The organism is Streptomyces sp. NPDC048637 (assembly GCF_040650675.1).
Lineage (GTDB): Bacteria > Actinomycetota > Actinomycetes > Streptomycetales > Streptomycetaceae > Streptomyces.
The window spans coordinates 50,975-64,591 of record NZ_JBEZHQ010000001.1 but is presented as its reverse complement, the minus strand read 5'-3'; the positions used below and the strand labels follow the sequence as shown (position 1 = coordinate 64,591).

Sequence of the window (13,617 nt, the reverse complement as noted above, 5' to 3'; positions counted from 1 at the left end):
GGCGGCGTTCTGCCGGTTCTACCGGATGACCCCCGGCGAAGTCCGCGGCCTTTCGGCCGCCGAGTATCGCGCCTTCTGCGAGTACATGAACGAATACCACGCTAGCCGGGAGTCCTTCTAATGGCCGAGTCGAGAACGCTTCGCGTTGTCATTGTTGGTAACGCGGATTCGGCCGAGAACGCCATTCAGGGGCTTGCCGAAACATCCGAGGATGCGGGCGGCCAGGTCGAGGCCATGGGCGGGAAGTTCGGCAAGTTCAAGGGGATGTTGGGCGGCCTCGGGGCTACGGTCTTGGCCGCCCTTCCCCTGGCCGGTCTCATGGCCTTCAGCAAGGGCCTGGACGAGATTTCCAACCGCGCGAAGACCGCGGCTTCAATGGGCCTTACGGGAGCCGATGCGGCGAAGGCCGGCTCACTCGCTGGAGACCTTTACGTTTCCGGCTTCGGCGAGTCGACGGCCGAGACTGGCCAGATCGTTAAGCGCGTTCACGACGACCTGAACATGTCGGTTAACTCCGTCGACTTCAAGCCGATAGCCAATAAGGTCGCGACCGTTTCGAAGGTCATGGATCAGGACGTGGGCGGCACTACTCGGGCCGTCGCAAACCTGATGCGAAACGGCCTGGCGAAGAACGCGAATGAAGCGCTCGATATTGTCGCTGCGGGCTTCACTCACGGTGTCGACAAGAGCGAAGACTTCCTAGATACGCTCAATGAGTACGGAACCCAATTCCGGAAGATGGGCCTTGACGGGGCTACGGCTACCGGCATCCTTTCCCAGGGTCTTAAGGGCGGCGCCCGGGATGCGGATCTTGTCGCGGATGCCATCAAGGAATTCTCCATACGCGCGGTCGATGGCAGCACGACCACCGCCGATGGATTCAAAGCCATTGGCCTGAATGCCGGGGACATGGCGAAGCGAATAGGTAAGGGCGGCAAGTCTGCCTCTTCCGCGCTTCAGGAAACCATGGACAAGCTTCGCGGGATCAAAGACCCGGTGAAGCAGGGCCAGGCGGCCGTGCAGCTTTTTGGAACACAGGCCGAGGATCTTGGAAAGGCTTTGTATTCCATCGACCCGAAGAGTGCCGTTGGCTCTCTCGGGAAGGTCAAGGGTGCGGCTCAGCAGATGGCCGACACCATGCACCACAACGCTGCGGCGAAAGTCGATACCTTCAAGCGAAAGCTTGAATACGGCTTCACGAATGCGGCGGCCGGCGCGATCACCGGCCTTGAGGGGCTTGGCAGAAAGGTTTCTCCCATCTTCGACAAGGTGGGGAAGGCCGCGGCCCCTTTCATGCGGGGCCTCGGGGCTATCGGCTCGAAGATCAAAACCAGCTTCGAGACTGGGGCCGCTCGTACGGCCCTTGACCAGCTCGGGCAGAAGCTTTCGGGAATCTGGGCGATTGTGGGCCCGGCCCTCGGCGGTCTGGTGACTTTCTTCCGGACTCAGTTGATGCCGATTTTTCAAGAGCTTTGGGCGAAGGCTCAGCCGGTTCTCGTTCAACTCTGGTCCACTTTCAAGACGTACCTAGACTTGATCAAGTTGGCAATTCAAGGCTTTATCGGCGTTGTCAAGTGGCTTTGGCAGACTTTCGGCGCCACGATTCTCGGCTATGTGAAAACCGCTTGGTCCGCGATCTGGCAGGTTATCAGCGGCGTCCTTTCCGTCATCCAGGGAATCTATAACGTCTTCATTGGCATCTTCACGGGCGATTGGTCGCGCGCCTGGCAAGGCGTAAAGCAGATCTTTTCGGGAATCTGGAACGTCATCGTTGGCGTTTTTCGGGCCGTCTGGAACACCCTCAAGACGATTCTTAAGCTCGGACTCGACGCCGTGAAGGGGCTTTGGTCTCTCGCGTGGAAAGGCATCAGCTCTTTTTTTCGCGGACTTTGGAACGGCATCGTTGGCTTCTTTTCCGGCATGATGGGAAGGCTTCGCGGCTACGCGTCTTCGGGCGTTAGCGCTGTGAAGAACTTCTTCGTGAATGGATTCCATTCTCTCTACAACGCCGTGAAGGGAAAGCTCTCTTCCGTCGTCGGTGCGGTGCGGGAGATTCCCGGCAAGGTGAAGGGCGTCCTGACCGGCCTTCCTGGTGCGCTGGTCACGATCGGCAGGAACGTGATTCAGGGCCTGGTTCGCGGTATTCGAAACTCCCTGGGTGCGGTCATGAGTGCTGCACGGTCAATCGTTGACCACATCCCTGGCCCCATCCGGAAGGCACTGGGAATCCACTCGCCTTCACGGGTTATGGCTGAGATCGGAAAATGGATCACGGCCGGTCTCGTTAAGGGCATGCTGGGCGGTACGAAGTCGGTGCAGAAGACCGCGACGAAGCTTCACCAGTTGGTGACGCAGGCTTTCAAGGCCGGGAAGATCAGCCGGGGAAGGAACAGGAGCCTTCATGCTTGGCTTCACCGGGAAGACACCAAGCTGTACCGGCTGGCAGCGAAGCGCGAGAAGGTCGCGGCCAGGCTGAAGAGCGCGCAAAAGAAGCTGGACGATCTGAAGAAGGCAAAGGCCGACATGGCGTCTTCGGTCTCCACGAAGGCGAAGGACTTCGGCTCTTTCATGGGGGCTTTGGACACTTCGCAGTACGGGGACAACTCGGCTAGCGCGATCATTGGCCGGCTGAAGGGGAAGCTGAAGGGGATCATAGATTTCCGGAAGAACCTTCAGACTCTCGCGAAGCGCGGCCTCGGCAAGGGGATCATCAATCAGATAGCCCAGGCCGGCCCGGAAGAGGGCGGCCAGATGGCCCAGGCTCTTCTTAACGCTGGCGGTAGTCAGATCAAGGATCTGAACTCGACCTACTCTCAGATCGGGAAGCAGTCCGACCAGCTCGGAAAGTTCGTGTCGGGGAACTACTACGACGCGGGCATTCACGCCGTGAGCGGCCTTGTGAAGGGCCTTCAGACTCAAGAGAAGAGCCTGACGAAGGCTATTGAGCGCATGGCGAAGTCCATGGTGAAGACCCTGAAGAAGAAGCTGGGCATCCGGTCCCCTTCGCGGGTCTTTCGGGCTCAGGGCAACTTCACGGGCCTCGGCTTCGCCCTCGGCATCGAGGACCAGGCGGACGCCGTGCAGGACGCGGTCAACTCGCTGGCTGGCACCCGTCCCACGGGGCGCCTGGCTAACAGGTCTATAGCCCATGCACGGGCCGATAAGTCGGCTTCTGCCCCGGTGGTTCACGTCACCGTTCAGGGCAACGTCACGGCCGAGAAGGCCCTAGCGAAGTCCATCGCTTCAACCATTCGAGACGAGATCGTGCGTAACGGAAAACGCAACGGGGGAAGGACGGGACTTTAAGCATGGCTTCTATCCCGAAGGTCACTGTCGAAGTCGCCTTTGACGGTGGCCCCTTCTCCGCTGCGTATACGTGGACGGACATCAGCGACTATGTGAAGGGATTCCAGGTTCGCAGGGGCCGGAACAACGAGTTGGACCGGATCGAGGCCGGAACCCTTTCGGTGACGCTTGATAACTCGGATGGCCGTTTCACCCCCGGGAAGCGGAAGGCTGGAGGAAACATCCTCTCCGGCAACCTGGGCCAAGTCATATGGGACCTGAACGGCCGCGCGAACAATACGGTGATGTCCTCCATCAACGTGGGCCAGGTGGATGACGACCAGAAGCCGCGGGTCATGTCACGGACCGTTTACACGTCCGGGGCACCCGTGGCCGGTTACTTCGCAGTGAAGTGGCTCGACGCCTCGGGGAGCACCCTCCGCTTCGTGGCGGGCACGCGGTTCGTTGCCGACTCCTCTCCGGCCGTTTACACGCACGAAGAGACCCCGCCGGCCGGGGTCGCCACCGCGGTTGTGTACCTCTACGCGGACACGTACCCCGAAGGCAACGCGGGTCTTACCGCTTACGGCGAGAAGGCCGAGTGGTACAAAACTCAGCCCTACTACCCGTACGTGATTCCTCGGCGACGGGTGCGCGTCCGGACCGCGAACCTCAGCCCGAAGGACGTTTCTACAGGCGGGGACATCAGCCACACATCCGCCCAGTTCTCCACGTCACACAGCCCAGGGGCTACCAGCGACTGGACGAGATTCCACAAGTCCGGGGTGGGGTCGGTGCTCTTCAACTGTGGCTCCAACGGACCCGCTGACTATGCATCCTCGATCCGCTGCGGCTACGTGGACAACGGCAAGCCCGTGGGCCTGGCGAGGGTTGCCCCCGGCCAGACGTACAGTGCCCGCGTCCAGGTCCGGCAAGGGGAGGCTTCACCTCAGCTCAGCGTGAAGCAACTCGTCCGCTGGTACGACGCGAGCGGGGCCTACCTGTCCAGCACGGGCGACAGTCCAACTGTCGCGCTGGTCTCGGGTCAGTGGCTACCGGTCACCCTGTCGACCGTCACGGCCCCGGCTGGCGCCGCCTGGGCCGGCCTCTCCATCGGTACGAGCGGCGGAGACGGAGGGGGCCACGGGTACTTCTACATTGACGAGATTCAGTTCGAGCAAGGGGCGACGCTCGCCGACTGGAACCCCGGTGGTTCCATCTTCCACGGCTACATCGAGAAGTGGCCGGTGACCTCCGAGGGCCTGACCGCCACGGTCGAGGTTTCCGCCGTTGACGGCTTCTCCGTCTTGTCGAACACCGATCTCCGCGGCGCCCTGCAAGCGGAGATCCTGACTACGGGGCCCCTCGGATATTGGCCGCTAGGTGACCCCGTGGGTTCGACGCGACTTGAGAACCTGGCCAACGACCAGCAACCGGCACGGCTGGTCGCCTCGAAGTACGGTGCGGGGACTCCCCTTCTCGGTGCGGACTCGATCGTGAAGAAGGATGCGACTACCTGTTACAACCTGGCAAACGTTGCGAGCAATCAGGGCACGGTCGTTGATATCTGCGACGGCGGGCAGAGGCGGTATCCGCTCGGAACTGATTTCTCGGTGGCTTTCTGGTGCCTTCCTGTCCGCCCCTCCCCGGGGCTCTATACGACGCTCTTTGCCGGGTGGTCTGATACAGCGGCTGACTTCCTCTGGATTCGGCTCGACTCCAACGGGAACCTTCAGATAAGCACGACGTACACCGAGGGCACTCAGACCACTTTCCCGGTGTGGCCATCTCTCAGTACGTCGACCCCTTCCTTCGTGGTTGTCACGATCGAACGGGGCGTCACGCGGGTTTACCTGAACGGGATCTATCGGCTACTGGACCAAGGGCCTACGCCAACGAACAAGGACATCAGAGACCTTCGGTGGGCTTCGTTCGCTGGCCGGCAAGCCGGGTCGATCTATGGGGAGTACGCCAACGGGCGGATGGCTCATCTGGCCATCTGGGATAGGTGCATTACTTTCGCTGAGTTGGACGAGATTTGGCGCCTGGGCGATAACAGCGGGGCCGACTTCCCCGAGGATGAGCAAACGCGCATTGCCCGCATTGCCACTATGGCGAACTTCTGGGGCGAGACGGCGTATGACGGCGGTATGAGCACGCTACAGGGACCGGATTGGTCTGCTGGCGCGAGCGCGCTCGATGAGCTTCAGCAGACGGCCGAGGACGCTTCCGGATACCTCTTCATGGATGGTGATGGACGGCTCACCTACCACAACCGCGACCGGCGGCAGGGCGCCGCGGTCCGATACGAACTGAGCGATAGTTTGGGCTTGCCTTACGAGCCTGGGCTTCAGTTCGAGATGGACGAAGACCGCATCATCAATGAAGTCTCGTACAAGCGGACCAACGGCACCGAAGGTGTCGTGAAGGATCAAGTGTCTGTCGATGCGTTCGGCCGAAAGTCGAAGAGTATTGAGCTTCGGCTGAGTTCGGACAGCGCGGTTCAGGATGCTGCGTATACCTTGCTGAATCACTATTCGACACCTGTTGTTCGCTGCGATTCGGTGACGCTGAACGCTACGGCCACCCCGGGCCTTTTTATGGTCGCGCTAGGTGTCGAGATCGGCGACCGGATCACGCTTTCCGATCTGCCATCCCAGGCCCCGGAATCCAGCCTCGATTACTACGTCGAGGCCATCGAAACTGATGTGTCGGTCGACGGTGGAACGCTGCAATGGGTCACCACACTTGCGCTCTCGCCTGCCGAGAATTCCGATGTGTGGGTTCTCGAAGATCCAACGCTAGGCAGGCTCGACCGCACAACGGTCCTGGCCTACTAGCCCGTTTACACGCTCTGAGGGCGGCCGGCCGGCCGCCCTCAGCATGCCTATCCCCTTTGGAGTCACGGCCGCTATGGCTACCGTTCCGGCTACTCAAACTTTCCTCGCGGGGGAGAAAGTCACGGCCTCGAAGTTGACGGCCGCGACGAAGACCCCGATTGACTTCCTGATGAATCCGCCCCGGTGTTCCGTTGCTTATAGGTCGAGTGACATCGCCTCGGACATGATTGCGACCAGCACCGCGACGTTGATCCCCTTCGGCACTGAAGGCTGGGATACGGATTCCATGCACTCGACGACGGTGAACCCGAGTCGAGTTGTGTTCAACACCCCTGGCCTGTACGAGGTCAGCATCTTCGCGCGGTTCAAGGTGAATGCGACTGGCTATCGCCAGATGAACTTGCGCCTGAACAGCGCTGGTGATCCTGGCCTCGGGAGCACGCTCACGACTTTCGCCCAGGCCGCTGGCCCTACGACTTCCACGTCTATCAGCCGGACCTTCGATCTCCTGATCACGAACGGTGGCGATTACGTCGAGCTATTCGTGACTCAATCGAGCGGCGGAAACCTGGGACTCGATTCCGGCGAACGCGTCACCGGGGTTATGGCCCGTTGGGTTGGCACGAACAACACCGCGTGATGGACGACTCGAAAGAACATCCCCGATGACACTTATCGGCTTTGCCGGTTGGGCGTTCGGTGCATTGGCCACCGTTGGCGCCCTGGCCGCCGCGTACGTCCGCGTCCGATCCTCCGTCGACAACCAAACGGCGGAGATTTGGAAGGGCGAAGCGGAGGCGCAAAAGGCCCGAGCCGATCGGCTCGAAGCGCAACTAGACGAACTATGCGGCCGTGTCGCTCGACTCGAAGCCGAGAACCGGCACCTTTCCGAGCTGGTCACCGGCCAAGCCGCCATAGCTGAGCTTCGATCCCTTGTCGTGGCTCAGCACCAGGAACTTACTTCCCTATTCCGTTCGGAGGCACCCTGATGGATTTCGTACAGGCTAAGTGGTACGGCCCCGGCCGTACCGTCCCTATCCGCGTGATCGTCATTCACGACATGGAGGCGCCCGAGGGGCCGCTCACCGCGGAGAACATCGCGCATTGGTTCGCAACCATGAGCGCGGACTCGAAGGCTTCCGCTCACGTCTGCGTCGACAGCAACAGCGCCGTTCGCTGCGTCGCCGATGGTGACCGGGCCTGGCACGCGCCGGGGGCGAACAGTGACGGCCTGGGCATCGAGCTTGCCGGGTACGCGCGGCAGTCTCGGGGCGAATGGCTCGACCAGTATTCGAAGGGCGTGCTCGACCAGGCCGCGCGCATCGTGGCCGACTGGTGCCAGAAGCACAACATCCCGGCCCGGAAGCTGTCCGTCGCCGACCTGAAGGCCGGTCAGCGCGGCATCGTCGGTCACCGCGACGTGTCGGCGGCCTACGGTCAGACTGACCACTCGGACCCCGGGCCCAACTTCCCCTGGGACCACTTCCTTTCGCGTGTGAGCGCGCACATGGCCCCGAAGAAGCCCGCTCCCCCGTCCCCCTCGAAGCCGAAGCCGTCGCGGTACACCCCGCCGGCCTTCCCGAGCGGGCTGAAGCCGAACAGTTCGACCCCCTCGGCGAAGTCGCTTCAGCGTGCGCTGAAGGCTGCGGGCTTCATGAACAAGAGCGTCCCTGAGTCGGACAACTACGGCCCCAAGACTCAGGAAGGCGTGGGTCTCTTCCTCCGGAAGTACCCGCAGTACGCGGCCCAGGGGTCCACCTGGGACGTAGCGATTGGCCCGAAGGGTTGGGCCCACCTCTTCACCCTGGCCTACGGCAAGTAAGGATCACCGTGAAGCTTCTCCAGACCCATCCGGCGCGCGTCTACGCGCTGGCCGTGGCCGTCCTCGGCCTGGTGGCCGCCCTCGGCGTGCATGTCCCCGAGGGGCAGGTTCTCGGCGTGGTCGCGGCCGTCCTCGGCCTGATCGGTGGTGAGGCCGTTCAGCGCGTCGAGGACGCGAAGACCCGTGACGCTCTTCTCACTCCGTCGCCTGGGCACGTCGACCTGGCGGACGAAGGCTGATGCCCGGACCCCCGGCGCCCTCTTGGGCGGCCGGGGGCTCTCGTCGATCATAGGCCGCTCCACCGCGACCGGTCAGCGTCCGCGGTCCGCTCGGAAGCCAGCCTCGGTGATGTCGATCGGCCTGCCCGTCCGCCCCTCCTCGTACCGCCAGGGCCCCCGGCCCTGCTCGTACTCCGGCACGGTGGCCGGCGCCCCGAGGGTGACCAGCCCTTCCACCAAAGCGCGTTGAAGGGTCACGTCCAGGACGCTGCCGTGAAACCACACGATGACGCCGTTGCTGGACACCAGCCCGTGACGGCTGGTTCCGGGGAGCACCCACCGGACGTGCCGTGTTCTGAGGCCGTTTAAAAGCCGCTGGACTCCATAGGATGCAGACATAGCCTGTACCTCCATTTCGTTCGCCTGCGGACGAAGAAGCCCCCGACCCTCACAGGGTCGGGGGCTCTTCGCGTTTCTGCACGCGGGGTTGGCCGGTCGGTGCGTTTACACGCTCCCGCGTGCGTGAAGCATTTAGGCTCCGAGGGCCGGATACCGGCCTGCCTTCACATCGTCCACGAAGGTTTGCCACTGCTCCGGCTGGAACAGTAGCGCGGGGCCTTCGGGATCTTTCGAGTCGCGACAGCCCACCCCGTTGACTCGGAACCGTGCCTCTACGCAGCCGCCGTTTTCGGCGCTATAGCTGCTCTTAAACCATTCGGACCTGTTTGCGTGCATTTACGTTCTTTCCCTTAATGGCTTAGTTGCCCAGCGATTTCCCTTATCAGGGACTGTGACTCGATCGGGCCGAGCGCTGAAGCTCGGAGATGATTGAAGACATCTCCGTAGTATCCAGTATCACGCGGTGTCTCCAAGTAGGTCTGAGACGTGTGGTTTTCGAGTGCCACCACTTCCATTTCCGATGGCTCCGGGAAGCGGTAGATCATGAAGGGGAACGGCCCGCCTCTGTACGCTCCTGCGGAAAAGGGTAGTACCTGCAACGTTACGTTCGGAAGTTCTGACAGCTCGGTCAGGTGTCGCAACTGGTCCCGGAGGACGGCCGGCCCGCCGTACTCCTGCCGCAAGGCGGCTTCCCCGAGGATCATCCACGTCTCAAGTGGTTGCGTGCTGCGGGTGATGGCCTTCTGTCGCTCCATCCGGACCTGCACCCGCGCCTGGCGTTCCTCGCTGAGCGGCCCAGGTTCACCGCGCCCAATGACGGCTTCGGCGTAGGGCTGGGACTGAAGCAAGCCGTGCACCACTCCAGGTTCGAAGCCGCGGCAGTGCGACGAGTCTTCTTCGAGGCCGACTTGATCGAGGAAGTCGTTCGGAAGCCGGTCTTCGAAGTCGCGCCACCAACGGCGCTTGCGGCTCTCGCGCGCCAGGGCAAGCCAACCTTCCTGGTCGCCCTTGCCCTTGATGCCGTACAGCTGAAGCAGGAGCTTCAGGTCGACTTGCCGGATGCCTGACTCTGCCTTCTCGATCCGGCTGATCTTCGATGGGTCACAGCTCAGCTCCCGGGCGGCGTCCTCCTGCTGAAGCTCGCGTTCCTCGCGCAACCTGCGCAGATTCGCGGCCAGGACGCGCCGCCGCACGGTTGGTCGCTGCACTACAGCCATGCGTCACCCTCCCTCTCGATCGGTTGTGACCGCAAGCGACTGAATATGCCAATCACCCGTCTTGGTGAACAAGTAAGTTGTACCGCTTGCAACTTGGCTTCCCTGTGCTTCATGCTACCGACGAAGCCAGCGCATCGGCTCGACGGCAACTGACGATTGATCAACCTAACGTCCGTTGCCGCTAGTTCGTCGCGCCCCAACGCCGTTTGGGAGGTAGGCGCGTGTCCAGAGTGGAGCGGTACATCACGCTCATGAACAACGAGAAGGCGCCCGGTCAAGCGCGTCGGGCCGTACGCAATGCGTTATCCGCGTGGGAGTACAACGACGACGTGATCGACACGGCCACGCTCCTCACCTCTGAGCTGGTGACCAACGCGATACGGCATGCCCCCGCTTCAATCTGCGCGATCGTCCGATTCGCCGTTCTCGGCGGGATGTTCGCTATCGAGGTCTACGACGAGAATCCGAAGGTGCCCGCCCGGAAGGCCGTCAGTGCCGACTCGGAGAGTGGTCGCGGCCTGGCCCTGGTCGAGGCACTTACCGCCGAGAGGGGCGGCAAGTGCGGCACGAAGCCCGCGGGCTGCGGCAAGTGGGTCTTCGCCACGCTGGCGGTGCCTCGCATCCCTGAGCGCGTGATCGCGCGAGAGCTAGCGGGGACACGCGGCGTTTGCCTTCGGGGGTCGGCATGAGCGGGCGGACGGCACTCACTATGGCCGCGCAGCCGCCCTCGGGGCTGGGTCGCGAACCCGCTCCCGTCCCCGGATGCGACGTGTGCGGCGCCTTGGCGGGCCAGCGTGAAGAGGCCCGTAGCACCGGAAACCCTGCCGCTGTTGAGCGTTGCACTTCTGAGCTTCGGAACCACCCGCACCGGCCGAGTGGGCGCCCGTGACTCCGCCGGCCGCGACGACCGAGCGCACCCGCAAGCGGAAGCGGAAGCGGCGGCCCAGCCGTACGACGCGCGCCCCGACGAAGCCCGCGATACCCGAGCTGGTGGCGTACTGCGGAACGTGCACGGGCCACCAGGCCATCTGGTGCCCGGATTGCTGCGGCTTCGCGGGGTGCGACACCTGTGCTTTCACGTACCAAGTGCCATGCCCTCAGTGCTCTGGCGGGATATTGGAGCCGATCAAATGGTGAAGCGATTCCTCGGCCGCATCTTTTGGCGGTGTTTCGCCTTCTCGGTGGGCGCCCTCTGCGGTTTGGTACTAATGCTGGGCGCCACGGGAAACATGTAACGACAAGGGGATGGGCAATGAGCAGGCCGCTTCACTTCGGTAAGCCGAAGGTCAGCGCCAAGAATGATGCGAAGTGCGACAAGCATGACCGGAACACGGACAAGCAATTCACTGAGAAAGTGGCCTTGTTGGCGCGGATGCGGGCCCGGGTCGAAGGGGACGCATACGTGAAGGCCGGGACCGTGGGCGCGGAGGTCCGCACGGTTCATGAACTGGTCGATTCCGACGAAAAGTTGAGGCCGAAGTGTGGGGCCGGCGAACCGAATGAGCCTGTCTATGAGTGGGCGCGCAACGTGAATTGCCCGTCCTGCCTGGGAACTTAATGATGTCAACGCCCGCCGACAGGGCAGCCTTTGACAGGTTCAAGGATGATCTTGAACGACTGTGTAACCAATACGGGTTCAAGCTCAGCTCCAGTACCTCGCTCCCTCTGCTTGTGTTCCGCAGGGAAGGGCGAGAGATCGTGGGCAAGTTGCCGTACCTGAATTACGAGTTTCCGTAGCCAATTTTAGGGAAAACCATGAGCGGACAGCAGGCAACGACCACATCGGTTTACGTCATTCCGAGTGGCCGCCGATATCACATGGCTGGCGATTGCGTGGTTCTTGGTCGGTGCAACTCGCCCAAGGCTCACGTCGTCTCTCTCACAAGGGCCAAGCGGGCGGGTAAAGAGCCGTGTCGGTTCTGCTCTGGTCGTTCTTGAATACCACCTAGACCCCCGGCGATCGAGTCCGCCGGGCGCGCTCCTCACAGTGGGCCCAACCATCCCCGTCGGCCCCAGTCTCCCCCGCTGTCGTCTGGGAGACGAAGAGGGGAGCGCGAAGGCCGCCCGAGGCCACGGGAGCAGCCTCGGGCGGCCACCAAATCGTCCCACCCTGCATTTCCTGAACTCCCCCATTTCCGGGGCGGGTTCCAACCGACCAGAGAAGTTAGGCAAAATGGCGGAGAATGAACTTCCGTGCAACGCCGATGGCGAAGACGCTGGTGGACAGCCGGCATGCACGACGCATGACGCGACATTGGTTCGCGCATCCGGTGCCGAGGGCGTCTATAAGTGCGGGCCGAACTATGTGGTGAAGGACGAAGGACGTAAGTAGCGCCTCCATAGACTCCGCCCCCGCTGTCAGACTTCCGGAATGTTCTCCCGAACTTCTGTCGAGACTCAGCGGGGGCGGGCAAGGCCCCGCCCGGTTGTCTTGATGGACAGCGGCAGTCGGGCGGGTTAGTAGATGCACGCAACCGAAGGAGAACACGAAATGAGTTCGACCCTTCCCGCGCCCGAAAGGGTAGCGGAGCGAGCGAAAGAGATCATGTCGGCCTTCGAGGCTGACCCGGAGTTCGACGCGTTCTGTGCCGCCGCGCTCAAGTATGACGAAGCGTGGACGTGCTTCACTGGCTTTCCCGTCATCGCCAATTGGGACTTGGACGCCGACAAGCGTCCGCTTCTCACGGAGGGGCTTCGGGCCCTTTCCCTCAAGGCTGCTGTGTACGAGCTGGGCGGCCAGGACGAGGACATGACGGAAATCCCCGTCGCCGTTCCCGTGGACGAAATGATGCACGCGATGATCGCGCAGCCTCAGCTTCTCGACCGGATCGCAAGGCGGATCGGTGTGTCGGTCATTCACCAGACCGACAAGGAGCACCACGACTACGTGCCGGGCGACTTCACGCACAAGGCGTACATGGCCGCGTGGGGCGAGCCCAACGCGCGCTACTGGGTCGACCACACCGAGGCGCAGCGACGGCTTCAGATCCTTGACGCCAAGTACGAGGCGGCGGGGTTCCTCCGGTCGGGCAAGGCGCACCGAATCGACTTCGCCGCGGCGTAGTCGTCAGCTCAACGCACGGCGCAGCACGTCAAGCGGGTCGAGGTCCGGGAACTGTCGCCGGATTTCCGCTGAGGCTTGCGCAATGAGCTGGTCGAGTAGGACTGGTGCAGCGCCATAAAGCACGTCGTGCAAGTACGGCACCAGCGCGGAAGGGTCGGGCGGCAAATGCAACTCTGCGGTAAGTGGCACGTTTTCGCTCTTGTAGCGAGCCGCAGGCAGCCCGACCTTTTCCGGGTGGACGCAAACCGGGGTGCCGTCGCTGAGGTACCGATGGCCGTCCGCCTGATTGAACGGGCATTCCTTCGTCGGTCGCTCGAATACGTCGAATTCCCCAACGGGGAAGCGACGCGAAGGGCAAACACCGCAAGCAAGGTGCAGAACGTCACCGTTGACGAAGGGTTCAGCCATAGAGCGAGCCTAGCCCAGTCGGGCCAGGCGCGGACGCCCAAACCGATCGGCGAACCCTGGAGGTTCAGACGGTCGGGGCGGGGGAGTGGCCCTCTTAGGCGGCCATCGGGAGTTCGCCTTAGAGGATGAGGGGGCAGGGCCCTGAACGGGCCCGCATTGCCCCCGGAGGCCCTGCCCGCCGGCTTCTTCCCCGAGGCCGGCGGGCGGGGATCTCTCGACGCCCCACAGGGGCTCTCCGGCTGGTGCGCGGCTCCTACCTTGGCCGGTCGGTCGAGCCGTGCACCACATAGGCCCCTGCCGTCTGCTGACCCCCGTGGCGGATGGCAGGGGCCGCTTTATGGCAACGAGAAAGGGGGGCCGGTTT

Annotated in this window: 13 protein-coding genes; 9 read left to right on the top strand and 4 right to left on the bottom strand. The window is 62.7% G+C overall.

All coding sequences use genetic code 11. From position 1 onward, the window contains the following. The first annotated feature begins 120 nt into the window (after positions 1-120). From AB0C46_RS00345 to AB0C46_RS00320, 6 genes are all read left to right on the top strand, one after another. Positions 121-3,306 carry a phage tail tape measure protein gene (locus tag AB0C46_RS00345; protein WP_362824510.1) on the top strand — a complete coding sequence of 1,062 codons (3,186 nt, stop codon included), beginning with the start codon at positions 121-123 and terminating at the stop codon, positions 3,304-3,306. A 2-nt stretch (positions 3,307-3,308) separates the two neighbouring features. Further along, positions 3,309-6,125: a LamG-like jellyroll fold domain-containing protein gene (locus tag AB0C46_RS00340; RefSeq protein WP_362824509.1), complete on the top strand. Its 2,817-nt coding sequence runs from the start codon at positions 3,309-3,311 to the stop codon at positions 6,123-6,125. A 73-nt stretch (positions 6,126-6,198) separates the two neighbouring features. Further along, complete coding sequence (locus AB0C46_RS00335; RefSeq protein ID WP_362824507.1) at positions 6,199-6,765, top strand: hypothetical protein; 567 nt, start codon at positions 6,199-6,201, stop codon at positions 6,763-6,765. Between the two features lie 25 nt (positions 6,766-6,790). Continuing rightward, positions 6,791-7,114 carry a hypothetical protein gene (locus tag AB0C46_RS00330; RefSeq protein WP_254741506.1) on the top strand — a complete coding sequence of 108 codons (324 nt, stop codon included), beginning with the start codon at positions 6,791-6,793 and terminating at the stop codon, positions 7,112-7,114. Then, positions 7,114-7,947: a peptidoglycan recognition family protein gene (locus tag AB0C46_RS00325; RefSeq protein ID WP_362824506.1), complete on the top strand. Its 834-nt coding sequence runs from the start codon at positions 7,114-7,116 to the stop codon at positions 7,945-7,947. Before AB0C46_RS00330 ends, AB0C46_RS00325 begins: the two co-directional genes overlap by 1 nt. 8 nt (positions 7,948-7,955) lie before the next feature. After that, positions 7,956-8,186 carry a hypothetical protein gene (locus tag AB0C46_RS00320; RefSeq protein WP_362824505.1) on the top strand — a complete coding sequence of 77 codons (231 nt, stop codon included), beginning with the start codon at positions 7,956-7,958 and terminating at the stop codon, positions 8,184-8,186. A 72-nt stretch (positions 8,187-8,258) separates the two neighbouring features. Here AB0C46_RS00320 and AB0C46_RS00315 read toward each other — a convergent pair whose 3' ends face one another. The 3 genes from AB0C46_RS00315 to AB0C46_RS00305 form a co-directional block, all read right to left on the bottom strand. Further along, a complete protein-coding gene (locus AB0C46_RS00315; RefSeq protein WP_362824503.1) occupies positions 8,259-8,423 on the bottom strand; it encodes a hypothetical protein in 165 nt (54 codons plus the stop codon). A 273-nt stretch (positions 8,424-8,696) separates the two neighbouring features. After that, positions 8,697-8,900, bottom strand: a complete 204-nt coding sequence (locus AB0C46_RS00310; protein ID WP_362824502.1) for a DUF397 domain-containing protein — start codon at positions 8,898-8,900, stop codon at positions 8,697-8,699. 14 nt (positions 8,901-8,914) lie between these two features. Then, entirely contained in the window at positions 8,915-9,781 is an 867-nt protein-coding gene (locus AB0C46_RS00305; RefSeq protein WP_362824501.1) for a DUF5753 domain-containing protein, read from the bottom strand. Positions 9,782-10,032: 251 nt separating this feature from the next. Between AB0C46_RS00305 and AB0C46_RS00300 the strand changes: the two genes are divergently transcribed. From AB0C46_RS00300 to AB0C46_RS00290, 3 genes are all read left to right on the top strand, one after another. After that, on the top strand, positions 10,033-10,470 hold the full coding sequence (locus tag AB0C46_RS00300; protein ID WP_362824499.1) for an ATP-binding protein: 438 nt from the start codon (positions 10,033-10,035) through the stop codon (positions 10,468-10,470). Between the two features lie 563 nt (positions 10,471-11,033). Then, positions 11,034-11,339, top strand: coding sequence for a hypothetical protein (locus tag AB0C46_RS00295; protein WP_362824498.1), 306 nt, complete (start codon positions 11,034-11,036; stop codon positions 11,337-11,339). Between the two features lie 933 nt (positions 11,340-12,272). Beyond that, positions 12,273-12,845 carry a hypothetical protein gene (locus AB0C46_RS00290; protein ID WP_362824496.1) on the top strand — a complete coding sequence of 191 codons (573 nt, stop codon included), beginning with the start codon at positions 12,273-12,275 and terminating at the stop codon, positions 12,843-12,845. A 3-nt stretch (positions 12,846-12,848) separates the two neighbouring features. Here the strand turns inward: AB0C46_RS00290 and AB0C46_RS00285 are convergent, their stop codons facing one another. Further along, the gene (locus tag AB0C46_RS00285) at positions 12,849-13,253 is read right to left on the bottom strand and encodes a hypothetical protein (RefSeq protein WP_362824495.1); all 405 of its coding nucleotides are present in this window, start codon (positions 13,251-13,253) and stop codon (positions 12,849-12,851) included. Between the last annotated feature and the right edge of the window lie 364 nt (positions 13,254-13,617).

What these genes read in the sequence shown, in the direction of transcription:
- AB0C46_RS00345 (WP_362824510.1), top strand. Translation starts at nt 121, where the DNA reads ATGGCCGAGTCGAGAACGCTTCGCGTTGTCATTGTTGGTAACGCGGAT.
- AB0C46_RS00340 (WP_362824509.1), top strand. Translation starts at nt 3,309, where the DNA reads ATGGCTTCTATCCCGAAGGTCACTGTCGAAGTCGCCTTTGACGGTGGC.
- AB0C46_RS00335 (WP_362824507.1), top strand. Translation starts at nt 6,199, where the DNA reads ATGGCTACCGTTCCGGCTACTCAAACTTTCCTCGCGGGGGAGAAAGTC.
- AB0C46_RS00330 (WP_254741506.1), top strand. Translation starts at nt 6,791, where the DNA reads ATGACACTTATCGGCTTTGCCGGTTGGGCGTTCGGTGCATTGGCCACC.
- AB0C46_RS00325 (WP_362824506.1), top strand. Translation starts at nt 7,114, where the DNA reads ATGGATTTCGTACAGGCTAAGTGGTACGGCCCCGGCCGTACCGTCCCT.
- AB0C46_RS00310 (WP_362824502.1), bottom strand. Translation starts at nt 8,900, where the DNA reads ATGCACGCAAACAGGTCCGAATGGTTTAAGAGCAGCTATAGCGCCGAA.
- AB0C46_RS00305 (WP_362824501.1), bottom strand. Translation starts at nt 9,781, where the DNA reads ATGGCTGTAGTGCAGCGACCAACCGTGCGGCGGCGCGTCCTGGCCGCG.
- AB0C46_RS00300 (WP_362824499.1), top strand. Translation starts at nt 10,033, where the DNA reads ATGAACAACGAGAAGGCGCCCGGTCAAGCGCGTCGGGCCGTACGCAAT.
- AB0C46_RS00295 (WP_362824498.1), top strand. Translation starts at nt 11,034, where the DNA reads ATGAGCAGGCCGCTTCACTTCGGTAAGCCGAAGGTCAGCGCCAAGAAT.
- AB0C46_RS00290 (WP_362824496.1), top strand. Translation starts at nt 12,273, where the DNA reads ATGAGTTCGACCCTTCCCGCGCCCGAAAGGGTAGCGGAGCGAGCGAAA.
- AB0C46_RS00285 (WP_362824495.1), bottom strand. Translation starts at nt 13,253, where the DNA reads ATGGCTGAACCCTTCGTCAACGGTGACGTTCTGCACCTTGCTTGCGGT.